Genomic DNA, 24,101 nt, shown 5'->3' with positions numbered 1-24,101 from the left:
AATGATGAATTTAAGAGAAAAGCCATTTTATTTGAATGATGAGGATATCCAATGGGTAGAAAAAACAATAGCTTCCATGACTGAGGATGAAAAAATATGTCAGCTATTTTGTTTAGTTGCTTATTCTGATGATGAGGATAATATAAAAAATCTGGCTTCAAAGTATATGCCTAGCGGGTTGATGTGTAGACCTATGCCAGCAGCTGAGGTTATTAATACAGTACGTATTCTTCAAGAAAATTCAAAAATTCCTATGCTGATTTCAGCAAACTTAGAAAGCGGTAGTAATGGTATTGTACAAGAAGGAACAATGATAGGATCTCAGATGCAGGTTGCTGCTACTGATGATGAGGGAATGGCGTACAAACTTGGTGTTGTTGCTGGTCGTGAAGGTTCAGCAGTTGGAGCTAACTGGGCCTTTGCACCAATTATTGATATTGATTATAATTTCAGAAATCCGATAACTAATACACGTACTCTTGGTTCAGATCCAGATAGGGTTCGCCGAATGGGTGTTCAATATGTGAAGGGTGTTCAGGAATATGGTGTAGCTGCCTCAATAAAGCATTTCCCAGGTGATGGTATGGATGAGAGAGATCAGCATTTAGTTACATCTATAAATTCCATGTCCTGTGAAGATTGGGATAAGACCTATGGAGCTGCCTACAAAGCTTGCATTGAAGCAGGTGCTATGACTGTTATGGTCGGTCATATTATGCAGCCTGCATATACTAAGAAACTTAATCCACAAATAGAAGACAAGGATATCTTACCTGCTACACTATCTTATGAATTAGTAACGAAGCTATTAAAAGGACAATTAGGCTTCAATGGGCTAGTGGTAACAGATGCATCATCAATGGCTGGTATGGTAATTCCAATGACAAGAGAAAAGTTGGTACCACAGGCTATTGCTGCTGGTTGTGATATGTTCCTATTTACAAAGAACATAGACGAAGATTATGAATATATGAGAAGAGGCGTGCAGGAAGGAATTATTACAAAGGAAAGATTAAACGAGGCTGTAACAAAGATACTTGCTCTTAAAGCGGCATTAAAGCTTCATAAAAAGCAAGCGGAAGGAAAGCTAATACCTTCGCTGGAAGAAGCATTAAAGGGGATTGCTACTGAAGAACATAGTGCTTGGGCAGCTGAATGTGCAGATAAAGCAATCACATTAGTAAAAAAGGAAGAAGGGGTTTTACCTATTAGCCCCAAAAAATATAAGAAGGTATTGTATTACGATATAGAGAGTCAACAAGGTATTGCGTACTCAGTTAGAACTGGAGTTGCTGAAAAGGTTAAGAATCTTTTAGTGGAGGAAGGCTTCGACATAGACGTATTTAAACCAAATCCAGGCTTTGAAGGTTTAGCTAGTAGTTACAAAGACATTACTGAGAAATATGACCTGATCATATATTTAGCGAACATGGCAACAAAAAGCAATCAAACCACAGTACGTATAGAATGGGCTCAACCTATGGGTGCTAATGTTCCTGTTTATATGTCAGCTGTTCCAACTATTTTTATTTCTGTAGAAAACCCTTATCATCTTTTAGATGTGCCAAGAGTTAGGACATTTATTAATACCTATAGCTCAAATGATCATGTATTACATGCGTTAGTTGATAAATTGATGGGTAGATCAGAGTTTAAGGGCACAAGTCCGGTAGATGCCTTTTGCGGTATGTGGGATACTCGGTTATAATAATTATTGCATTCATTAACTTTTTTTAATTGCTAATGGAGAAAGATATAGAGAAGTTCCCCAAGGAGTCTAATAGAATAGAAAACAAATAAGGCTTTCCTTTATTAAGGAAGCCTTATTTGTTTATTTAAACCTCATTTAGATGTGCTGCGGTGAAAGGATTAAGTGTTTTGAGTCGCAAATCGTTTTGAAAGATGTTTGAGCAATTCAGGCTTGTCATCGCGGTCCATGACAACTTCAATAAAAATCAAATGATCACGGTCACGTTCTGCTGCTTCTAATGCTTCTTCAAGTTCCGGTTCTGTTTGTACTTTAAAAGTTAGGCTGCGTTCTTTAGGACCTAGTACATCAGGAATTTTGTGATAGTCCCACATTTGAATATCATTATATACTTGGTCCTCGCCGTGAATGGCGCGTTCGACCGTGTAGCCGTCATTGTTGATTAAAAAAATAATGGGTTTGATCTGCTGACGAAGCATGGTTGAAATTTCTTGTGCTGTAAGTTGAAATGAACCATCTCCAATTAATAGAATGTTGCGTCGGCTTTGATCAGCCAGCTGTGTTCCTAATAAAGCAGGAAGTGTGAATCCAATAGATCCCCATAAAGGCTGACCGATAAAAGTTGTATCTTTTGTCAGAGGCATCATCGTTGCTCCAAAAAAGGATGTGCCTTGTTCTGCTAATAATACATCTTTTTCTTTTAAAAAATGAGAAATTCGTTCAAAAAAACATTTTTGCGTAATCATGCCCTCTTTTACAACATACTGATCCTTAGTTGTTTGGGAATTAGCAGAAATTATGTTTAAATCCTCAAAATTTCTTTGTTCAATTTCATTGCTTAATGATAATAACGCTTCATTCATTGTAACAGGTGCATATTTTTTGTTTTTTGCTATTACTGAAAAAGGATGAATGTGAATAACGTTTTCTTCTGAAAATCCATGAGAAAAGCCGCCTGTAATTGAATCCGTTAACTTTACACCGATGCTAATGATGCAGTCTGCTTGATCGATGCGCTGTTGTATATAAGGAGAACTTAAATCACCGTTATAAACACCAATAAACTGCGGATGTTCTTCATTGAAAACACCTTTTCCCATACTTAATGTAGCAACAGGGAACCCAGTTTTTTCAGCGAAATGCTGAAGCACTTCTTGTGCTTGATAGCGATATACTTCATAGTCTGCCAAAATAACAGGGCTTTTCGCTTGATTTATGATAGGTGTTATTTCTGTAAGAAGCTGATGTAGAGCATCTTGGTTACTTGAAACCATATCATCAAGTAATCGTTTGGATGGTTTGTTGATCGGTTTATTGTACACATCAATAGGTAAATTTATATGAACAGGTCGTTTATCCCTCCAGCATGAAAGAAGGACACGGTCAATTTCTTGTGCTGCATTTTCTTGTGTTAACAGTGTTTGAGCAACCGTTACTTCTTTAAACATGTTAGAAAAATGATCAAACCTACCGTCACCAAGTGTGTGATGCACATATAACCCATCGTTCATAACTTTTGTTGTTGGAAGACCTGTAATTTTAACAACCGGCACATGTTCAGCATAAGATCCTGCAATTCCATTGATCGCACTTAATTCTCCAACACCAAATGTTGTAATTAAAGCAGCGATTCCATTCACTCGCGCATAGCCGTCGGCTGCATAAGCGGCGTTTAATTCATTACAATTGCCAACCCAATCTATTCCTTCATATTCAATTACGTCATCTAAAAAAGATAAATTATAGTCTCCAGGCACGCCAAAGATATGATGAATACCTAGTTCTGATAAACGGTCTAATAAATACTTTCCAACTGTATATACATTCTTCATTTTTATCACCTCAAAAATATGTCAATATTGTTGACTTAATTGCAGTATAACAGAGTAATTAGTTTAGGTCAATTACATTGACCCTTTTTTAAAGAGAAAGGAATGTAGTATATTAATGTAAAGGGAATGGCATGAAATGAGGTTCCAATGTGTTTTGTGTTAAAAGGTAAGAAAGCGGGAGGATTATTATGGATCTAGAGAAAGAAAAGCGTATGAATGAGGTACTAGCACTTTTTTATTTTGCTTATAAAACATTTACCGAAGAACCAGATCTAATTATTAAAAAGTACGGAATCCAGCGTGTGCATCATCGTATTTTATTTTTTGTCTCCAGATTTCCAGGTCTTAGTGTAAACGAACTGTTAGAGTTATTAGAAATAAGCAAACAAGCGCTGCATGGACCGATGCGCATATTAATTGAGAAAAATTTAATGTTTAGTGAAGAGGCGGAGCATGATCGCCGAGTCAAACAGCTTTTTTTAACAGATGAAGGAGAGAAGTTAGAAAAAGAACTTAGCAATAGCCAACGCGAGCATCTATCATCAATCTTTTCACAATTCGATGCTGATCATGAAAAGTCATGGATTGAAATTATGGAACAATTATCAGTAAAACGTTCAGGTTATGATGTTTGGAACCAGAAGACAAATAAAGAAAATATACCAACTGAAATCATTTAATTTGGCTCTTTAGATGTTACGGTGAACCGTATCACAAATAGTGGTAAAGCAAAGAGTCGAATTAATGGTGAGTTTAAAATAGTGGCTATGTTAATCGACGGGACAATAAAATGGCAATAAAGAGGAGGACTTACATGCTACCTTTTCCAGCTGAAACTAGTCGAATTGAGAAATTGGATTTTATTAATGAGATAAAGAACAAGTTATTAGATAAATACGAAGAAGACATTGAGGCAATCGGTATCTATGGTTCAGTTGCTCAAGAAAAAGAAGGTCCTTATTCAGATATAGAAATGCACGTAATTAGTAGAGATGGAGCGAATATACCTAGCCGTGAATTAATTTATCATCCGTTTAAATTAGAGATTTCAACAAAGCAGAAATCAGAATGGTTAGATCAAGCAAGTGCGGTGGACGATGGATGGGCGATTAAAGTGGGTAGCTTCATACATATTACCTCCTTGCATGATCCAGAAGGTATATTTAATAAAGCGAGAGAAATTGCACTCTCGGTACCTGAAGAAGCATTTAGATAAGTAATAGCAGAATTTGTGATTTGGGAGCCTTACGAAACTATGGGCAAGATTCGAAATCTCCGAGTTTCCAACAACCTCTCTTATCTGCCTCGTGCTGTTTTTGATTTCACGTGGCAAAATGCTAAACTGATTGGATTGTTGAATAAACAATATTACACCAGTAGAGCCGTGACTCTGGAAGAATCCATAGAAAAACCAATTAAGCCAAAAGGATATGTTGAGTTAGCTAAAAAAGTAATAAGTGGTGAGCTATCTGAAAAGGAAGAGCTCTATCTACTTTGTGAAAACTTGTGGTTTGGCTTGAATAAATTGCTTAAAGATTTAGGAATTGAATACCGAAGCGATGTTTTAGAACTGTGACAGTCTATTATAAAGGGTACCTAAAGCATTGAAGTGACGGGACGTGTGTCCACTATGGAAACAAGTAAGATTGATGGCTGAAAAAGTTAAAACACAATTTCCTCCCGATTTTATTTGGGGAAGTACCTTAAAAAGGGCAAAAGAAACTGCATCTATACTTGCTGAAACGATTGGGTGTGACATCCAATTTTAAGATGACTTAATGGAGCATAATAAGGGTATATTGGCAGGTTTATCCTTTGAAGAGGCAAAAAAATATCCCATTCCCAAAGAACTGCACGAACGAGTTGAAAATGGGGAATCTGCAATCGAATTTCGTATGAGGATAGAAAGCATTTTTTCGAAAATAAATACATCCTCAAAATATGAAAGGATTGCTATCGTCGCACACGGCGGAGTGATAAATTGTCTACTTCGATCATTTTTTAGGATGCCCGTTGAGAAGGAATTTTGGCTTAAAAGTGGTGATACTGCAATTCATCTTATTGAAATAACTGCAACGGAACGTATAGTACATTTCCTTAACGATTTCTCTCATCTAGATGAATTGAAGTAAACAAAACAATTCAACTAACGAGGAACGATAATTTGTTAGAGTAGTCGAATAATCATACGTAAATAACAACAAAATCTTCTTTTAAAGAAGGGGGGCACTATTTTATGGAATGCTTAGGATGTAGGATTGCAAATGGAATTGAACCTAATCTGAATATTATATTTGAGAACAAACTTATTACTTGTGTACTTGATATTGCTCCATTTAATGAAGGGCACACGCTAATACTTCCTAAAAAACACTACATGGATGTAGATGAAATCGACCAAGAAACTGCTTATAGTATCATGGACGCCTCTAAAATGATTTCAACTGTCTTAAAATGCTTATATAAACCAGATGGTATTAGAGTGAGTCAAGACGGTGGGAAATTCAACGATTTGACACATTATCACATGCATCTCATTCCAAGATACGAAGGTGATGGATTTACCTGGGGTGAATCGTTACATCCAGATGGTGCTGAAAACCGATTACCACAAACTAAGGAAAAAATTATTAAGGTTTTGAATGAACTATTGAACTAACGGAAAACGAGTGCTTCAAAACGGAGACTGCCGATGTGCAGCCTGTTCAACTATTGGGCAGGTTAATGACGCGGGATTTACAATTTGGCGAGAACGTATATTGGTAATACGAAGGAGGGCGTTGTTTTGATATATCAATTACCGAAACACTGTATATCAGTCTCTGCTTTAATTACTAATGAAAAAGATGAGGCTCTTTTAATAAGAACACATTGGCGATCAGATACTTGGGAAATGCCAGGTGGTAATGTTGAATTGGGGGAACCCCTTGATCAAGCAATTTGCAGAGAGTTCCTTGAAGAGACGGGCATCGTTATTAAGCCAATTGGTATAACAGGTGTCTATATGAATACAACAAAACAAGTTTTGTCAGTGTGCTTTAGAGCCCAGTTCATTAGCGGAGAAATAAAAATACAAGAAGATGAAGTACTTGAAGCTAAATATATAAAAATTGATGAATCTAACATTGGGGAGTACATAACGAGACCGCAACAAAGATCTAGATTATTAGATGCAATGAATGCAAAATATTTTGTGCCATTTGAAGCCTGGGAAGCAAACCCTAATTATATGTTGTTACATAGGTTGGATGGTAATGGTGATTATTAAGCCATTCCCGCAGAATATTGACATACTGATAGCTGAAACAGAAAAAGGAGACATTAGATTTTATCAATTAGTCGAAGGATAATTATATAGATTCACGAGACATGATAGTGTTAAGGAGCTAGCAACGTGATAGCTCCTTTTCATTTGCTAAAGTATCGGGCAGATTACTTCAATCATAGGTATCTCGTAGCCGCGAAATATATGTACGCGATACAACCAACGGTTGTATACCTATCAACTTTACTTACATTGTGTCAATTGGGTACCGTATGTAATGATACAACCATCACATATGAGGTGGTGCAATCCACATGGTAGAAGAGATTAAGTTTCACGAAAGTATAAAGATACTTCGATCGGAACGACATATGACCCAGCAGGAGTTAGGAGATCTTCTAGGTGTGACCAGTCAAGCTGTATCCAAATGGGAGACCGGACTAGCCACTCCAGACATCACCTTATTACCGAAGATTTCTAAGTTGTTCAATTGTACAATTGATTCTTTACTTTTCAGCGGTGTTGGCTCTGATTCGAAAGATAGCAAGACAATGACAAGGGTAGATTTTGCTGAATCGAAGATCGAATGTTCCAATCTCCGGGGCATCGTTATGCGCGATGTCGTTATGGATGGCGCCGAGATATTTGATAGCCGATTAAACGGAATGCGAATTCACCATGGCGGTATGGCTAATCTATCTTTAAGACATCTTGATCTTGATGGACTATCGCTCGGGTTTAGTCAAATGAATGGCGCTGTTATTCATGATCTGGGTGGACACACTACGCCTATTCGTTTCGCTGAGAATGATTTCAAGAAAAGCACCTTTGACAGGTGTGACCTGGCCAATGTCGAGTTAATCAATTGTAATCTGTCAGGGTTACAAATAAGTGGTTCCGCGCTAAGAGATAGTTGGTTGCTTCAGCCGGAGGAATATGAGCCTATACATATAGAGGATGTTGATTTCCATGATAGCGTAATTACGAACAGCAATCTGTCGGGAGCTCGCATCGAAAAATGTGTAATCGATGGGTTAACGATTAACGGGGTTCCAGTGGAACAAATGATCGCTGCCTATGATCAGATCCATGATAGTAAACGTTAAAACCTTGTATTGAGCTAACAGGCAGGAGAAATCACTAACTAAGTAACTTAGACTAGACGGGCAGAACGACTCACTGAGTGTATAAAGCAGTGGGTCCCTTTTTTTATTGTTGAATTTATTCACTCCACTAAAGGAGAACAAGAACTGAAGATCGATTATTTACAAAGCGAACAAATGTGCGGTATATTAATATTAGGAATTAATTACCTAATAATCCAATTTGGTGGTGACAACAGAATGACTGAAGTAGTTGAACAACAAGTTGAAAGAATTGACGCAGTGTTCTTACCTGTCAAGAACCTCAAATCATCTTTAACATGGTATCAAGAATTGTTTGGGTTTAAATTGCGTTGGAAAAATGAGCGAATGGCGGGTCTCGCGGTTGCTTCTAATTGCGGATTTCATCTTGTTCAAGTTGAAAACCACACTCCGAACGTTGACTATGTGCCGTTTAACTTTGCTACTAAAGACATACAAAGGTTACATCAGACATTGAAAGAAAATGGCGTTAAAGTAACGGATGTTGATTCTGATTCCGATTTTAAAGAAATGAAACTGTTTGATTTCTGGGATTTAGATGGAAATATCATCAATGTAATTGCTATATAACAGACCGCCGCGGTTGCTGCTTTTTCATTGGAGTAATGGGCAGAAGAGTTCAAAAAATCATTTGACTGGGGTGATCATTTCTGTCGGATTAAGTTAACCATTTGGCTATCCCATCTGCACGAGAGAATGCACGAATTAAAAGCATGATGGTAGTTGAGATCCCCGTTGCTGACACGCGACGAGCAATCGAGTTTTATGTTGGACAGCTTGGCTTTTACATAGATTTGGTGAAAAACCCTCCGTCCATTTGGGATATCGAAACGGAATTCTTTATTTCTCCGGCAAGCGGTATAAAGATCATGTTGCATAAAACCGACGGAAGTGAGCGGCTCAGTTTTAGTCTTCGAGGAGAGCCAAAGCCTTTTATAATTTTAGAGATCGATGAATCTGCTGAGAATGTTAGAAATAGACTTCAAGCCAATGGAGTGAGGGTTGGGGAAATTATCGACCGTGGAGGGTGCGGAACTGTATTTAATGTATGGGATCCTGACGGTAATCTCCTTAAACTCAATCATCAACCGAAGACATAATTTTAAACTTATTTTTAGAGAGGGGTATTTGAATGAACGAGACTATGATTTCTTCTTTGCCAGAGATGGAGGCTATGATTGTTGAGCATGGAGAGTTGAAATTAATTGGTATCCCATGTATCGGACTAAATGATATGAGTGGCAAATACCATCATGCGAAGGACAGCTTGCTGGGGCTCTCCACTTACATGCCTCAAATCATCGATGCTTCCGTTCAGTATGGCATGTGGCCGCAGGTACCTGGACAGAATACACCAAATACGCATGCATACCTACTGTGTGTAGAGGTCACCACTTTTGAAGGCGTGCCAGAGTGGTTTTCGCGCATGACCATTCCAGCGCAACGCTGCGTTGTCGCTGCAAGTGGAACTGGGGATTTTGACGGCGCTGGACGAGTAATTGATGCTTATATTTCGGAGCATGGTATAAGAGTGGATGCTCAAGGACGTAATTATACAATCTGTGAACGATACCGTTACAATGCTGAAGGGTTCGCAAGATATTCTCTACCGATTGTTTCAGATTAACCGTTTCGAAATTTGCGTTTTATAGCGTAGGATAGATTAATAAACAACCAAAATGAGGCTGCCGTGTTTGATCGGTAGCCTCGTTGCGCTAATAAGCAGGATATGATCAATAAACTGTTAACTGAAAGATAATAGGCTCTAGGGGGATGAAGCAATGCTTGGTCTACCGAAAGGGAAAGTTTATTATGGTTGAAAGGACGGTCTTTGTGTGGCCATAAAGAAAACACTGAAAAGAATCAACAAGATTCTCCTGACTGCGATAGGTGGAATTGCACTTATTTTGGGTGTTTTAGCGAGTTATATTTATTTCTTCATAATTGAAAAGCCTGCTGAACCGGATAAATGGGCTGCTGCGGAGCGCTATGTCTGGAATAAAATCAAGTTTGACCAGGATGCACAAGTAATTTCTGCCGACGGTTCGGAATACTATTTACTTGCCAATAAGGGAGCGGCTGCTGAAGATAAATTGATCATTTATTTCTCTGGGGGCGGTGTGGCCTGGGATGCGGTGACTGCCGCGCAGCCGATCAGTCTGAGTAATGTAATGAAGAACGGTGAGATCAAATATTATTTTCCGAACATTCCATTCTTTAAAGTAAGTACGCTTGGCGGCCTGTTGGAAAATAATAACCCTGACAATCCGTTCAAGGATTGGAATATTGTATATATCCCTTATTCTACTGGTGATCTGCATATCGGGAATGCATCCAAGGAATATACGAACGCCAAAGGCAAGCCGTTTACAATGCATTACAACGGGCAAGCCAATACACGCGCAGCATTGGAATGGATTTCAAACCATTTCGCTGCGCCGGTAAAGATCCTCATTGCGGGAGAAAGCGCTGGAGGATTCGGAGCTGCTTTCTGGGCGCCTGAGATTGCGAAACGCTACCCAGATGCCCGCATTTATCAATATTCGGACAGCTCCTACTTAAATGCCGACCGCTGGCCGGATATTATCGATAAAGAATGGAAGGCCAACTTTGCAGCAACCTTTGGTTATGAAGTCCACGGCGATTTGATTTCGTCCGTACTCGCGGCGAACCGCAAGCTGCTCCCGGACAATGCGGTACTTTTGCAGTCCAATACGCTTTATGATGAGCTGCTGTTCGACTTTGAAAAGGATTTGAATGGTGACGTTTCGGACGATGGCGAATATGTGCATCGCTGGTCGGCTCGCATGCTGCAATCTGCCAGAGAGCTAACTAAAGTATTGCCAAGCTACTATTATTACATCACTGATTACGGTCTTAACGAGAAGACGGGCAGAACGCCACATACACTCTCCCCATTAAATCATTTCTACAAAGCCGAACAGGACGGGGTGAAGCTGATGAAGTGGCTGGACGATGCTGTGAATAAGGATGAATATTACTCAGTGGGGCAACATTTTGTAGAGAAATAGGGCTGACGCTGTCGGCTGGGGGCTCTACAGCGGGATTCAGAATCTATAATACACTGAGATTTCTCTGACGTTGGTTTCAAAAGATGCATCATATTGCTGTAAAATAAACAAATTCGATTTTCGTGAAGATTTGGTGGAAATAGGCCTAGGTGTCGGATGATTTGCAGGATATTTCTTGGATTATACAGTGTTTTGTTTACTTTTAAAGATACGGTATGTACGGCAGTTTGCTGACAATAGCAGAAATATAGTTATTACGTGCCGCAGCGGGTATTCGTTTTATTAAGCTAACTGGCAGTTTTGCTTAATAATTGTTTTGCTACTGCAAACGAATAGGAGCAGATGGCCTAAGTGCCACCTGCTCCACATTTGGGGATACGATCCATTCTTGCGCCGCTGTTTACGAAAGAAATTCTGTATAGGGTTCTGCAAGGTCAACATGGTGCTAGGCTTCAACAAATTGCAATTGAGGGTAGCTCCGCCCATCAAATAAAGGACGTTATTGTACATATAACAAATAACTATGATAAGTCATTTCGGATTGAAGAACTAGCTGAAATAGTGAATATGAGTGTCTCATCGCTACATAGACACTTCAAAGAGGTAACCGCTATGAGTCCTATTCAGTTCCAGAAAGAATTAAGGCTTCAGGAAGCCCGTCGCCTATTATTAACCGAGTCAGTAGATGCCACTGATGTGGCATTTCGAGAAGGGTATGAAAGTTCCTCGCAATTTAGCCGCGAGTATTCCCGAATGTTTGGCTTCCCACCTAGACAGGATGTAAAGCGTTTGAAAGCATAAAGGAGAGTACGAAACCACGGTAAATTGAGTATAGGCTAAGCATTGAATTCTTACTTGTACTAAAAAAAGAGGGAAGAAGGTTTGCTCGATGGAGGTTACGCAGCAGCCAGCTACGGTTACATCTGTCCCTAAATTGGCATATGACGGCGGACAAATCGATGTAATTTGGGACAATCATGAAATGGCTGTCCAATGGTATGAAAAACATATGGGATTTACCCGCAAGCAAGTAGTGAATGGGAAAAATGAAAAATTTTCTACAGCGGAAATTATGACCGAGTTGCGAGCTGGTTTATGGCTCAAATCTGTACTGACGGACAGAAGAGTTAATCATTTTTTCGCCGAACGTGGCACGGTTAACCCAAACGTTCGTTGGTGTCATGCTACGCGTGACTTAGAAGCCGAGCATGCTTATTTCCAAAAAGAAGGCATACGTACTTCTGACATTTATTACACAGCCGATGGTAAGGGTCACTTTGATTTCTGGGGATTCGAAGGTACCCGCTTAACCGCAGCAGAAAGCCAAGATATTCAAGACGGTTCACGCTTTGGCGGAAGTTGGGTTCGTATTGGAGTAAGAAATCTTCAAGAGGCTAGAACGTGGTATGAAAAATATGTAGGGATGGTATTATTGGAGAATTACTCCACAAAAGGGTCCCTAAAAATGGGGTTATCTTTGGAACATCATCCCGATGCACATTCCGTTTGGTGGCTTGACCAGCTTTCAGAAGACGCACCGGATAATGGAATAGTAGATGGACCATGCCGCCCTTATTGCGTCACTCATGATGGAGAGGCTTTTTCTCTATATTTTCAATATCTGCGAGATAACGGTATCCGTACTTCTGACTACATTACTGGTGGTTTTTTTGCGTTTTTTCACTTTTATGATCCAGACGGCAACCGATTTAATGTATATAAATATTAACTGAATCGTAAAGGACCAGAGTGTGACAAAAACCTCTGATATTATGGATGCTTTGGTTCGTGAAATCAAAGAGAAAAGCGGGATTCGAAGATTCTTTAATAATTGTTAGACAGTCTGACGTACGGTGGTGTGAGGGGACGAGGACTAGGCGCCCCATCCTACTCGATTGTTGAAGTAATAATTTGAATCATCAAGGTGAATCGTTTTATACAGGTCAGGGAAAGCTTTGTTTTGGGATACTATGCAGGCTAATGCAGCATCTCATATCACAAAATGAGGAGTGAAAGAAATGGCTAAAAACAACGAGCGTAACCGAAACGATGATTCTGGTGTAGGTACCGGAGAGGCAGTAGGAGCAACCAGTGGTGGTGCCATGGGTGCTGTAGTCGGTTCGGCTTTGGGTCCTGTGGGAACCGTTGTAGGTGGTATCGCAGGTGCTTCGCTGGGCAATAAAGTAGGCGATTCTTTTGATGAAAATGGAACTGAAAAAGATAAACAGGACTAGTTCCATTATTTAGTGTAGGAAATCAGGGTGCAGGGGAAATTATCTCGGTTCAAAATTGATCGGATTACATGTTTATGACCCGGAAGGCTTTCCGATAAAGCGGTATTGATCCTAATGAAACCGGCTTTAATATCGAATTGCTTAAAAGCATACCTCGGCTGACTAAAGGCAAGATCCTGCGTATGATACGGAACAACAACCACCGTATCCGATGATTTTTATTGTTGAAAAAGAATAACAAACAGGCAGGAAACGTGAGGAATTGCGTTTCCTGCCTGTTTGAATCCGGAGAGCCTTTCTTTTATGCAAACCTAGTCCAAGATTTCAATGTCTGAGCGACGTCTGCCCCATCGAGAATCATCCGGTGGATGTCTTCGTTGATCAACTGCCGAGAGGAGTTCCATTTCTCGCTGATATAGAAGCCGCTTACTTGCACGCAATCCAACTCTAGCACGAAGCGCGACCAAATGGGGTGCTGCGCCATGCCGCTATGTTCCGCTAGCGAGTGGGTGATAGGCAGCGTGCGCGCAGCGTGGAAGGCTTCGGGACGATCTAACACATACCGCCGCAGAAACTCCCACGCCAGCCGCGGATGCAGAGATTTCGATGTGACTCCTGCGGCGCCCATGTAGACCATGTTGGATTGCTCGCATCCCGACATATTCGGCAAACCGACGACACCGTATTGATCCGATAGCCCGTGATTGACGATGCCGCCAGCGAACCAAGAAAAGCCGAAAATCATTGCGAAGCCTTGGTGCAGTTCCCCTGCTTCCGATGGCTCGCCTGGGTTCCGAATGACACGGTGAATCCGGTAAGCGTCGATCAGCTTCTGGAACGCATCGATTACGGCAGGTTGATCCACGTAACCTCGTGCTGTCGAGCCGTCAGGGGACAAGTATCGACCTCCGTTCCGCATGATGAACGGTTCGATTTCTTCGATGTCCACGCCAAAGCCGAAGCCAAATTGACGCGCGACGCCATGTTCGCCCCGAATCGTCAGCTTCTCCGCCATCTCTATCATTTCATCCCAAGTCCAGTTATCCTTCGGGTAAGCGAGACCAGCAGCATCGAACATGTCCTTCCTATATAAGATGAGGGGAAGCGCGACGTCCACGGGCAAGCCTGGCAACGTTTTGTCTTTGCAAGCCACGCGCATAATTCCCGGATGAAGGTCGTCCTTCAAGCCCGGCACTTCGTCCACGTATGGCAACAGATCGATGAACATGCCTTTGTAGTTAAATAGAGACCATCCGCCCGATTCGATAATGTCCGGCGCTTCGTCCGATTTATAAGCCTGCAGCAACTCATAGTGGTCGGCCGCTTGCTCGAGGACAACTTCCACGTCGGGATGATCTTGCTCGAAAGATGCCTTCGCATCCATAAGGTTGTGCATATTGTGAAAGTCCGTCATCAATCGAATCTTCGTCTTTTCGCTCACAGTGAGTTCCCCTTTTCCAAATGGTTGATCGTCTTTTCCAAATAACCGATTGCGGCGGTCTCGAAAGCCTTCGCTTGCTCCAGCCAGTCCGCGCACTTCTCGCATTGCTCCCGTGATAATACTTCCGCCGTACGCATGAATGGTACAACTGCGCTAAATTCACTCAAAGCCTCGCTCGTCTGCTCGTAAGCTTCTGATGCTAGCAGCGTGAACCGCATCGCTTCGCCTTGAAAGGGGATACCGCGCAAATATTGAGCCGCGTAGCTTCTCGTCTGAGCATACGTAGCGGCAAGCTGTCCGGCTCCATACCGATTCGGCGGAATGGCTGGATCGCCGCGCATATGCCCGATCCATTGATCGTATGCGGACAAGCCTGAAGTGTACGACAAATACCCAGTCATAGGGCAATAGGCGCGCGGGTTTCTTGCATGCTCGATGGCGAAGCGGACACTTTGCTCCGCCAGATGTCGCTTTGTTGCTTCTTTCGCAGCCAGTGACTGCTGCGGCTTCGCAGGCTCCTCGACTCGCTCGACCGTTGCCAAGAATCGGACAGGATTGAGGGCGATATCCTCGTAACTCAGCGACTTGCCGTCTGGCTTCAAAGCATCGGTCAGTTGCACGGTCTGTTTTTCGTCATCGTAGCCGTAAATGAGCGACCACTCGTGCACAAAGGGTCTGGAAGCAGTAGTGTCAAAATAAAACACGGGCTTGCTAGTGTCGATCGCCTTGCGTATAAACGGAATAACGGATTCCTCAATCGGAAGCACAACGGGGAATCGTTCGACGGCTCCCAGCAGCGGCACAGGCGAATCCGCCAGTTGCCCGCACAGCAGGGTCGTCTCGTATCCTAGCTCCTGCATGAACAAACGCAGCGTCTGGCGCCAATCGAACATATAGATGCCGTCCGCGAACGTCGTTTTATCGGAAATTTGAATGCGGAAAGCGAAGCCCGAAATCCCCATCAACTCGGCTGTTTCTCGCCGGTCGCCGATTGCGGCAAGCATGTGTCCGATTCGATCGATGAAGGACAGCATGACAGAGTCCGAGGCCGGCCATTCGGGCAATTGAAGCAGTTTGCTTTTGTTCAAAGCCCTTCCTCCTTTATTGGGTTGTAGGCCAAGAGAGAGTCGGATTTGCTCTTGCCGGAGCTTTTGACGGGAGCGGTGGATGTATGTGTAGATAGAACCTGTCGTCATCTGGTACATGGCGGCGATTTCGTCCGGACTCAGCTGTTTGAAGAAGTATGCCTCGAAAATATCGCGTTCTTTGCGGCTTAAGCAGTTCAGCACCGAGTGGATTGTCTCATAGAGCTCTTTGCGCATAAGAGACTCCGCGGGATCGTGGAAGTATTTCACCTCGTTCGCGGCCGATCGGGTCAAATGGAAGAGCAGGCTGTCTAGGTCGTCCCAATCGATCGAACCCGAGTCGCCGTCCAAAGAAGCGAAAGTCGCGAAAGGCATTTCCCTTTTGTATGGACCACCACGTCGGAGACGCATGTTCGCTTGATTGCGGACTATTTTGTGCAGCCATATCTGAAAACGGCTCGTATCATGCAGCGATCCGATGTGCAGGAACGCCCGAATAAGCGCATCCTGAACGATGTCGTCGGCCATATGTGGATCCCCAGTTATCCTCTCAGCCCACATTTTTGCACGATTACGATGCTGCTCGATTAACTCGCCAAACGCTTCTGTATCGCCTGATTGTGCTCGTTCCGCCAGCATTCGGCTGCGCCGGGCCTCTTCCGATTCCTTGCGACCGCTTTCCATGCGAATGCTGCTAAGTTCATAACTGCTCACATGCCCGCCCTCCGTGTCTCTGAGTCTCTGCTTGCCCTCGCTAAGTTAGATGCCATGTACGAATCGTTTTTGAACATATTTTCTTGATTTTACACAAAAAAAGAAAAAATAAATACAAATAATTAACAGACAGCGTAGTACAACGAATGTAAGCTGATATTAAAATTAAAGGAAATACTTTGAAGCTGGTCGAATAGGTTTATATTTGAATAACTCGCTACAAAAAAGGTGGGGATGTTGGTGGAGTTAAAAGAGCTTGCAGATTTACTGACGGTCGCTACAACAACTGGTGATTTAGATGTAGAGATAAATGAAATAAGAATGAATTCCAAACACGTTCGGCAAGGAGATTTATTCGTTTGTATAGCGGGTATTCCAGGTTTTCAAGAAGACCGACATCAGTATGCGGAAGAAGCTGTTAGGGCGGGGGCCGTTGCCTTAGTTGTAGAACAAGATGTCAATCTCAATGTGCCAACGATTAAAGTGTCGAATGCTCGATATGCAATGGCCGTATTCGCCAATCATTTAAACCATTACCCAAGTGCTGAATTAAAGTTAATCGGAGTTACGGGTACAAATGGAAAAACAACAACAAGTCACATGCTGGAATCCATTTTAGCCGAGGCGGGTTACAAAACCGGCCTTATGGGAAACCTCGGTACCCAAATAGGTACTGAGCTGATTGAAACGGACATTAACACCCAAGAACCGCCTGCCTTGCAAGCAACTTTAAGGAAAATGAAAGAAGCCTCCGTGGACTATTGCGTAATGGAAGTAACTTCTCAAGGATTGGATGCTGGACGTGTATTGGGTTGCGATTACAGAACTGTAGTGTTTACCAATTTAACTCAAGATCATCTAGACTATCATGGGTCAATGGAAAACTACCGTGCAGCTAAAGGATTGCTTTTTTCAAGTATGGGAAATGGGTTTTCATCGGACTCCAATAGAAGGAAGTTTGCTGTATTAAACACAGATGACCCAGCCTCAGAGTTTTTTCGCAAGATAACCGGTGCGCAGGTTATTACATACGGAATAAACAATAAAGCGGATGTGATGGCCAAGGACATACAATTAACTGCTAATGGTACAAATTTTCAATTACATTCTTTTGCTGGGGAAGCGACAATTTGTCTAAAGACGGTTGGAACATTCAATGTATATAACGCACTTGCTGCAGTTGCTGCTTCACTTGCCGAACAAATACCTTTGGAAGCCATTCAACAAGGATTAGCGAATTTTAAAGGTGTGTCTGGCCGTATGGAACTCGTGGATGAAGGTCAAGATTTTCTGGCTATTGTCGATTTTGCCCACACGCCGGATGGACTGGAAAACATCCTTTCAACTGTTAGAGGATTTGCACAGAAGAAAGTTATTACCGTTTTTGGTTGCGGAGGCGATCGAGATCGTACGAAACGACCAATTATGGGAGGGATTGCAGCGAAATATAGCGATTATGTTATTGTCACATCAGATAACCCGCGTACGGAGAATCCTGAGCAAATCTTGAAGGATATTGAGGATGGGTTGACACACACGAAGTACGAACTCATTGAAGATCGAAAGCAGGCAATATTCAAGGCGGTTAGTATAGCTGATACAAATGATGTTTTAGTTATTGCAGGAAAAGGTCATGAAACCTATCAAATTTTGAATAATGAGACCATACATTTTGATGATCGGGAAGAATTAAAGGCAGCGATTCGGTTCACCTAACGAGTGCGATCGGAGGTGGCTATCTTGAGATTGAAGAAACCACTTTGGTTTACAATAACTTTGGTAATTCTAATAGGTGCTTATATCGTAATATCAACGACTTTTATTAATGAAGAAGCCTATTTGAAACAGGCTTGGGATGAAACTAATCATGATAAGCACATTATTAATTGGCAGGAAGGCGAAGTATCTATTAATTCGCTACAAGAAAAGAGTATCAAGCAATTGTTTATTCCTAAACCAAACACGTTTGCGAAAATTAATCGTAGTTTATTATGGATTAATGGGAATAAAGCTGTTCGTGTGCTGTTTCATACAGATAATGAGGGTCTACTCGGTCCGATTGCAGTCTATATTAATCCTTTTACAAAACAAGTTATTGGTTATGATGTAAGAGAATGATGCGAATGGAATAGTTTCGTTAAGGGGGAAAGAAGATGAGTGAAATTGTTATACCCAGTGCAACTAAGGTGGAGCCGAAATTGCTAAATCTATCATGTATTTATTTGCCGGCAAAGCACCCATATATAACTGCAAAATGGTACAGCGAGATATTTGGTTTAGAAGCAGCCGACTTTGCACCGTTAGACCCTAATGCAGATCTTGTTGTTTTAAACTTTTCCAAAGATATTCCTGGCGGGGGCAGTATATTTTTTGTACAGTCCAACGATAAGTTTTCAATGAATTTCAATAATATCGAAGGATATAATCATGCGATTCTGATGTTCCAAGTAAAAGATATTGAGGAGATCTATGAAAGAATGAAAGAAAAGAACGTAGAACTTGCCACAGATGGAATTAAGGATCGCGGTGGATGTGGCAAAGAGATTGCTTTTTTTGATCCAGACGGGAGAAAAATTGAAATTAATGATTACGGTACGAGATGAATTATCCACTTCATTATTGAGGAGAGATCTTCATGTCAACGATTAAAGAAAGTAAGATCAAACATTTCTCAGCGATCTTTTTTGTTTCTAATCGAAATCAGGTATTGGATTATTACAGTAAGTTAGGTTTTTGGTGCGATTACGAAATGGGTTTTGTCGAACGTGAAGGGTTAATGATGATATTTCATCAAAGTAATCAAGCAGATGCCATTGTTCCAAACTACTCTGTGCATGGAGATAATGCCCTAAACGTGTTTGCAATGGTGGAGGGAATTGAAAGCCTGTATGAAGAATTCAAGTCTAAAGGGGCATCGTTTCAATACGAACTAAGAACGAATGAATATCAAATGAGAGAGTTTGCAATAAAAGACCCTGAAGGCTACACGATTGGCTTTGGAGAATCATTGGTTTAATCTGACCTAACCTAATTGCACGTACTTAATTGGCATTGTGTTAATGTGATGTGCTAGTTTTGCATGTATCTATACATAGCAGCAGACTTATGTCACCTTTTAATTGAAAATAAATACAAATAATAGGGGTGTAAGTATGATTGAACATATCAGAGCAACTCCAATTAAGCCAATTGTTCCTGCGGTATTTGTCTATGTAAAAAATATTAAGAAATCAGTGGAATGGTACTGCAAGCTTCTTGGCTTGCCTGTCCCGGAACAAACTAGAGAAGATATTCATATTTTTGGTCTAAGTGATAATCATTGTTCAAATATTTTTTTAGAAAAACGGGATGTCGTAAAACCCACGTCCGAGCCGATTTTTAGCTTAACTGCACCAGATCATAAATCAGCTCTACAATTCTTAACCGAACTGGGAGCAGACATTGTATATGAGGGAGAAGAAGTCATTCACTTCAAGGACCCTGATGGAAATGTACTAATGGCATGTTCGATTTAACTACCGGGTTGAAGAAGATTTCGTTACTTGTATTTGATGCTGGAGAGTGGGAGTGGAAATTATGGCATTTGAAGTAGCAACCTCGTATACACTTGATGCTTTAAATTTTCTAAACGTGCTGACGCGAGACGAGTTCTATGTCAAACGGCATGTAGAAGACCATCAACAATTCCTATCTATGAATACAGAAGCAAATCAGCGACTTATGTCTGAAATCATTCGCATACAAGGCGGAACCATGCTGAGTCCCTTTTTAACCTTAGTAGTTTCTTCGGTCCCCGATTTCGATTCCTATGATCTTTCAGAGTTACTGAGATCCAAGGATCTTCTACAATCCTATTTTAGTCGAACACCGTATTACCAAGAAGATAGTTGGGGGAAAAAGAAAGAGCTGTTTAGTCTCGCTTCTGAAGTCATTCCTGTATTTAAAGAAATTAATCACATGTTAGGGCCATCAAGCCAGATCGATCATATCGTTCTGTATTTATGTAGTTATGCAGCACCACATGGGATTAAAATTGCGGGTCCACGGTTTATTTCCGACGTTTCGTACCGTAATGAAATCACGCTGGGCATTGCCATTCATGAAATGTTCCATCCGCCTTATCGGGTAGAGCAGCTCGATCATCATTTCGATAAGTTGAAGCATGAACCTGAGCTATTAACTGCTTTTAATAAACAGAAGGAGCGATTCGGCTACACGAAAATTGAGGGATTCATTGAGGAAAATGTTGTGGAAGCAATGGGGCTGTATATTTGTGAAAAGATAGGTTTGGAAAAGGATCCATATACATATTTGAACAATCATGATGATGGATCCCACGTGCTATCCGTTATTCTATTGAACTACATGCAGAACCATCCAAAGGATGGGGGTGTAGACTTTCAGGATTACTACAATGAGTTTCTTAAGACCTTTCCATTTTCTAATATAGAGTAGGTATTGGAGGACATGAAACGGCATTGATTAATCGTGGATCAAAACCATAAAACGTCCAGAATAGTCCATTCCATCGGTAGCCTGAAATTGCATCATATTCTACCCGTGTCGGATAATACCAAAAACTATCCCCATTCCATAGCCAAACATAAGTGTATTGATTTACGCAGTCAATTATATAAGATACGGCAGGTTTTGGTGGGACAAAATCTGGGGGTGGAGACAGTGACGTAAATGCCATTTGAAATCACTCCTTGTAAAAGGGAATGAGTTTGAGTAGTGAATGATCATTCCGCCTTCTTTTTCTTACATGTGTATAATATGTAGGTGATTAACTAAATGACCGCACAGATGCCTAATTCCAGGCCATTTGGATTTGAAGTCTTACCAGATAAGGGGGATTAAATGATAACGTGTTTTCTTACAATACTCCTCATATCCTTTTAACTCTTTTAACAATAGCTTTTCTTCATTTAGCAGCCTAAGAATGATAAATACGATGATAGAAATCGAGGGGATCAATGCCCAAATTGAACCTAATGCAAGAGGTGTGAAAAGTATAATGAATATTGCCCCTGTATACATGGGATGCCGAACCAATGCGTAAGGACCCGTAGATATAACTTTTTGGTTCTCACTTACTTCTATAATGGCAGACGTGTAAGAATTCTCTTTGAAAACTAAGAAAACAATCGAAAAACCAAGCAAGATGGCGACATCTGCAATTAATACAGAAATTAAAGGTATATTTGACCAGCCGAATCGATAATCTAAACCTGGAAGGACTAACAATCCAACAAAAAAAGTGACCCCAGATATGGATTGGATAATTTGTTGTTCCTTTTCTTTTTCTTTAGCCTTACTTCTTCTCGCTATTAGTTCAGGATCTCTCTTTAGAAAATATCCAGTGATAAAGAACGTTGAACCCATAAAGATGGCGAAATAAATCCATGCCTCCCAAAACTTAAGTGATCCTGCGGGCAAAAAGAGAAATGCAAGGATAACGATCGAAAACAGGAGCGTCCTAAAATAGACTATTTTCTTCAACAAAAATACCCCTCCCATGAGAATTGCTCAATGTACTATTGTTTCATCCCGATTGTTCCTATTAAATCTAGATTTTCAACAAATGAAAGGGTTTAATTTATCCTTTGTTAAAAAACATTGATGTTGCTTGTGTAAATTGCTGTTTGTGGATGTTGTACATGATCATACTCGTTTTTTATTACATAATCAGAAGGATTTAGGAAAACGGTTATTGCATCTTCCCTTGAAAGATAACCAAAAGAGCTTTGTAATGGCGAAGAAAATCGGAAACAATTTTTTGCCATGTACATGGAATACCACTTATCGTAAGTTTCAAACTCAAACCCATTTAAAGTTAAAGACCATGTCTTATTTATTTCTATATGCCTAAAGCCTGGCAATTCTCCATTTTTATATACTTCACGAACCTTTACGATGCTAAGAGGTATTCCATCCTGGTCATGAAAGAATGTATTAAAAGTAGGGTCAAAAAAAATCCAGTCGTTAATTTCAGGTAAATATACTGTAACTCCGACGTGACAGTCAGAGTCAAATTCGTAAGGAAAACACCATAATAATCGAGATTTTATTCCTATAGATAGTAGAGCCTCATTCAAAACAATAGCTTGATATGTACAAAATAATGCGCCCTTCTTTCTGTTACTCAGTATGCTTAGAGAATTAAAAAAGGGAGGATATACGTTTTCTCCTACAAAAAATAACTCTTTGTGCACCCAATCCATTAGAGCCTTAACCTTTTCAAATGTATCCCTACCAAGTGCAATCTCCGCAATCCTATATGTATTGCATAGCGTGATAAGGTTCTCATCATCTCTATTCACATACTCAAATAAATGATCAGCATTTCCTTTCTCTACTTCAAACAGAGGGTAACTTTTTAGATATTCAATATACTTTTGAGCTTCATAAAACATATAACCCTCTCCTGTCTTTGTGAAAATTAGGCTTTTTTAGATTGGTTATGTTACTGTTTGTTGTTGAAATATGAAGAGCTCAGGATGATCAACAATGTTGTATAAAGTACAACTTAATGAGCTGTTAATGATCTAACTCCATCGTATTTTTGTACAGAATACAACAATGTCTAGCAAATAACCAAGAAATGAGGGGGTTGAGTGAATATTGTTGTATAACGTACAACAATATTCCTATTATCCTGGATTATTGTAAGTATTGTTGTATTCCGTACAACATTTTGCCGATTCATTCCAATTCATATTGCTTGATCAGTTATGGGCTTGGCGTATGGAAATCAACAATAACATTTAACAGAGCTATTAGATTAAGGGGATTAGATAGTTTAAAAAAGATCTTGAGTTAGTTCAATTGAGCATCCTTCAAGATAACTTTAACTAGTTCAGTGACGCCTTTGTCAATATCACCGGCAGACCATCCTAAGCTCCAACCCACTTCCGTTAGGACATCAGAAACTACATAAATTGCCGCTGACTTGATCCCTCGATAGTTAGCCACGGTGAACAGACCAACAGCTTCCATTTCCACACATAGCGCGCCTTGTGATCGGTACTTTTTCACTTTACCCCAGGTCTCTAAATACCCTGCATCTGTGGTCCAGTGATGGCCATCAATGAATTCCAGCCCTTGTTTATTGAGCATTTCTTTCATTTCATTTGCTAGAGTTTGGTCAGGATAAATGATTTCATCATCAAAACCATAAAGCTTAGCAATACCTGTTTCGTTAAATGCTCCCGTTGTCACAATCAATCGACCTGGAATTAGATCTGGGTCAATCCCTCCGACATATCCCAGGTGGATCAATTCTTTAACTCCTGCTGCAATTAAATCCTCCGCCTGTATCGCTATTCCTGGTGATCCGACATGCGATTTGATTAGCCCTACAGCTGGGTTGTTTTTAAAAATATATAGCTTTCCAGCTAGAGGTATGTCGGACTCCAGAACTGCATCCTGATCCAAAAATTCTTCTATAATCCCTGACATGGCAATGAACACTCTTCTAGGAATGTTTATTGTATCTAAATCGAGCCCGGCTCTCTTCAGTTCATCTCTAACTAACATTTTGGGATCCGTTAACACCTGTTGGTCATGCATCGTTCTTACCTCCTCCGTGGTTCTTTGAGTTCTATAATATAAGAAAATAATGGAGTAGGGATATGCTCTTGCA

25 protein-coding genes and 2 pseudogenes are annotated in these 24,101 nt (G+C 40.8%); 21 read left to right on the top strand and 6 right to left on the bottom strand.

Annotation, left to right across the window (positions count from 1 at the left end):
* Window positions 1-4: 4 nt before the first annotated feature.
* On the top strand, window positions 5-1,708 hold the full coding sequence (locus ACXX53_RS00660) for a glycoside hydrolase family 3 protein (protein ID WP_458566678.1): 1,704 nt from the start codon (window positions 5-7) through the stop codon (window positions 1,706-1,708).
* A 161-nt stretch (window positions 1,709-1,869) separates the two neighbouring features.
* On the opposite strand, the gene ACXX53_RS00655 is transcribed toward ACXX53_RS00660, so the two are convergent.
* The gene (locus ACXX53_RS00655; protein ID WP_458566677.1) at window positions 1,870-3,540 is read right to left on the bottom strand and encodes an alpha-keto acid decarboxylase family protein; all 1,671 of its coding nucleotides are present in this window, start codon (window positions 3,538-3,540) and stop codon (window positions 1,870-1,872) included.
* A 188-nt stretch (window positions 3,541-3,728) separates the two neighbouring features.
* Here ACXX53_RS00655 and ACXX53_RS00650 point away from each other — a divergent pair, with 188 nt between their 5' ends.
* From ACXX53_RS00650 to ACXX53_RS00585, 14 genes and pseudogenes are all read left to right on the top strand, one after another.
* Window positions 3,729-4,220 carry a MarR family winged helix-turn-helix transcriptional regulator gene (locus ACXX53_RS00650; protein ID WP_458566676.1) on the top strand — a complete coding sequence of 164 codons (492 nt, stop codon included), beginning with the start codon at window positions 3,729-3,731 and terminating at the stop codon, window positions 4,218-4,220.
* 134 nt (window positions 4,221-4,354) lie between these two features.
* A complete protein-coding gene (locus tag ACXX53_RS00645; protein WP_458566675.1) occupies window positions 4,355-4,756 on the top strand; it encodes a hypothetical protein in 402 nt (133 codons plus the stop codon).
* Between the two features lie 3 nt (window positions 4,757-4,759).
* On the top strand, window positions 4,760-5,116 hold the full coding sequence (locus tag ACXX53_RS00640; RefSeq protein ID WP_458567640.1) for a kanamycin nucleotidyltransferase C-terminal domain-containing protein: 357 nt from the start codon (window positions 4,760-4,762) through the stop codon (window positions 5,114-5,116).
* A gap of 58 nt (window positions 5,117-5,174) precedes the next feature.
* Window positions 5,175-5,672, top strand: a pseudogene (locus tag ACXX53_RS00635) (histidine phosphatase family protein); the annotation flags it as partial.
* 104 nt (window positions 5,673-5,776) lie between these two features.
* Complete coding sequence (locus tag ACXX53_RS00630; RefSeq protein WP_458566674.1) at window positions 5,777-6,199, top strand: HIT family protein; 423 nt, start codon at window positions 5,777-5,779, stop codon at window positions 6,197-6,199.
* A gap of 126 nt (window positions 6,200-6,325) precedes the next feature.
* Entirely contained in the window at window positions 6,326-6,808 is a 483-nt protein-coding gene (locus ACXX53_RS00625) for an NUDIX hydrolase (RefSeq protein WP_458566673.1), read from the top strand.
* Between the two features lie 311 nt (window positions 6,809-7,119).
* Window positions 7,120-7,911 (top strand): helix-turn-helix domain-containing protein, encoded by a 792-nt coding sequence (locus ACXX53_RS00620; RefSeq protein ID WP_458566672.1) that lies wholly within the window; start codon window positions 7,120-7,122, stop codon window positions 7,909-7,911.
* A gap of 237 nt (window positions 7,912-8,148) precedes the next feature.
* On the top strand, window positions 8,149-8,520 hold the full coding sequence (locus tag ACXX53_RS00615) for a VOC family protein (protein ID WP_458566671.1): 372 nt from the start codon (window positions 8,149-8,151) through the stop codon (window positions 8,518-8,520).
* Window positions 8,521-8,621: 101 nt separating this feature from the next.
* Window positions 8,622-9,050 (top strand): VOC family protein, encoded by a 429-nt coding sequence (locus ACXX53_RS00610; RefSeq protein ID WP_458566670.1) that lies wholly within the window; start codon window positions 8,622-8,624, stop codon window positions 9,048-9,050.
* A 32-nt stretch (window positions 9,051-9,082) separates the two neighbouring features.
* Window positions 9,083-9,577, top strand: coding sequence for an AraC family transcriptional regulator (locus ACXX53_RS00605; protein WP_458566669.1), 495 nt, complete (start codon window positions 9,083-9,085; stop codon window positions 9,575-9,577).
* A 208-nt stretch (window positions 9,578-9,785) separates the two neighbouring features.
* A complete protein-coding gene (locus ACXX53_RS00600) occupies window positions 9,786-10,982 on the top strand; it encodes a pectin acetylesterase-family hydrolase (RefSeq protein WP_458566668.1) in 1,197 nt (398 codons plus the stop codon).
* Between the two features lie 384 nt (window positions 10,983-11,366).
* Window positions 11,367-11,783, top strand: a pseudogene (locus ACXX53_RS00595) (helix-turn-helix domain-containing protein); the annotation flags it as partial.
* A gap of 88 nt (window positions 11,784-11,871) precedes the next feature.
* Window positions 11,872-12,711, top strand: coding sequence for a VOC family protein (locus ACXX53_RS00590; protein ID WP_458566667.1), 840 nt, complete (start codon window positions 11,872-11,874; stop codon window positions 12,709-12,711).
* Window positions 12,712-13,000: 289 nt separating this feature from the next.
* On the top strand, window positions 13,001-13,216 hold the full coding sequence (locus ACXX53_RS00585; RefSeq protein ID WP_458566666.1) for a glycine zipper domain-containing protein: 216 nt from the start codon (window positions 13,001-13,003) through the stop codon (window positions 13,214-13,216).
* Window positions 13,217-13,517: 301 nt separating this feature from the next.
* Here the strand turns inward: ACXX53_RS00585 and ACXX53_RS00580 are convergent, their stop codons facing one another.
* Both ACXX53_RS00580 and ACXX53_RS00575 read right to left on the bottom strand, forming a co-directional pair.
* Window positions 13,518-14,657, bottom strand: coding sequence for an extracellular solute-binding protein (locus tag ACXX53_RS00580; protein ID WP_458566665.1), 1,140 nt, complete (start codon window positions 14,655-14,657; stop codon window positions 13,518-13,520).
* Window positions 14,654-16,456 carry an RNA polymerase sigma factor gene (locus tag ACXX53_RS00575; RefSeq protein WP_458566664.1) on the bottom strand — a complete coding sequence of 601 codons (1,803 nt, stop codon included), beginning with the start codon at window positions 16,454-16,456 and terminating at the stop codon, window positions 14,654-14,656. Before ACXX53_RS00575 ends, ACXX53_RS00580 begins: the two co-directional genes overlap by 4 nt.
* A 240-nt stretch (window positions 16,457-16,696) precedes the next feature.
* Between ACXX53_RS00575 and ACXX53_RS00570 the strand changes: the two genes are divergently transcribed.
* The 6 genes from ACXX53_RS00570 (at window position 16,697) to ACXX53_RS00545 (ending at window position 20,911) form a co-directional block, all read left to right on the top strand.
* Window positions 16,697-18,172 carry a UDP-N-acetylmuramoyl-L-alanyl-D-glutamate--2,6-diaminopimelate ligase gene (locus ACXX53_RS00570; protein ID WP_458566663.1) on the top strand — a complete coding sequence of 492 codons (1,476 nt, stop codon included), beginning with the start codon at window positions 16,697-16,699 and terminating at the stop codon, window positions 18,170-18,172.
* A gap of 24 nt (window positions 18,173-18,196) precedes the next feature.
* A complete protein-coding gene (locus ACXX53_RS00565; RefSeq protein WP_458566662.1) occupies window positions 18,197-18,574 on the top strand; it encodes a hypothetical protein in 378 nt (125 codons plus the stop codon).
* A gap of 35 nt (window positions 18,575-18,609) precedes the next feature.
* Window positions 18,610-19,059 carry a VOC family protein gene (locus ACXX53_RS00560; RefSeq protein ID WP_458566661.1) on the top strand — a complete coding sequence of 150 codons (450 nt, stop codon included), beginning with the start codon at window positions 18,610-18,612 and terminating at the stop codon, window positions 19,057-19,059.
* A gap of 32 nt (window positions 19,060-19,091) precedes the next feature.
* Entirely contained in the window at window positions 19,092-19,472 is a 381-nt protein-coding gene (locus ACXX53_RS00555) for a VOC family protein (protein WP_458566660.1), read from the top strand.
* 136 nt (window positions 19,473-19,608) lie between these two features.
* The gene (locus tag ACXX53_RS00550) at window positions 19,609-19,971 is read left to right on the top strand and encodes a VOC family protein (protein ID WP_458566659.1); all 363 of its coding nucleotides are present in this window, start codon (window positions 19,609-19,611) and stop codon (window positions 19,969-19,971) included.
* A gap of 61 nt (window positions 19,972-20,032) precedes the next feature.
* The gene (locus ACXX53_RS00545; protein WP_458566658.1) at window positions 20,033-20,911 is read left to right on the top strand and encodes a hypothetical protein; all 879 of its coding nucleotides are present in this window, start codon (window positions 20,033-20,035) and stop codon (window positions 20,909-20,911) included.
* Window positions 20,912-21,295: 384 nt separating this feature from the next.
* Here ACXX53_RS00545 and ACXX53_RS00540 read toward each other — a convergent pair whose 3' ends face one another.
* The 3 genes from ACXX53_RS00540 to ACXX53_RS00530 form a co-directional block, all read right to left on the bottom strand.
* Window positions 21,296-21,961 carry a methyltransferase gene (locus ACXX53_RS00540; protein WP_458566657.1) on the bottom strand — a complete coding sequence of 222 codons (666 nt, stop codon included), beginning with the start codon at window positions 21,959-21,961 and terminating at the stop codon, window positions 21,296-21,298.
* 104 nt (window positions 21,962-22,065) lie between these two features.
* Window positions 22,066-22,872 carry a transglutaminase-like domain-containing protein gene (locus ACXX53_RS00535; RefSeq protein ID WP_458566656.1) on the bottom strand — a complete coding sequence of 269 codons (807 nt, stop codon included), beginning with the start codon at window positions 22,870-22,872 and terminating at the stop codon, window positions 22,066-22,068.
* A 403-nt stretch (window positions 22,873-23,275) separates the two neighbouring features.
* A complete protein-coding gene (locus ACXX53_RS00530; RefSeq protein ID WP_458566655.1) occupies window positions 23,276-24,028 on the bottom strand; it encodes a nucleoside phosphorylase in 753 nt (250 codons plus the stop codon).
* Window positions 24,029-24,101 lie beyond the last annotated feature (73 nt).

The sequence above is a fragment of the Paenibacillus marinisediminis genome (assembly GCF_054343325.1).
The sequence above is the reverse complement of the archived record's forward strand: the minus strand, read 5'-3'. Positions and strand labels throughout refer to the sequence as shown.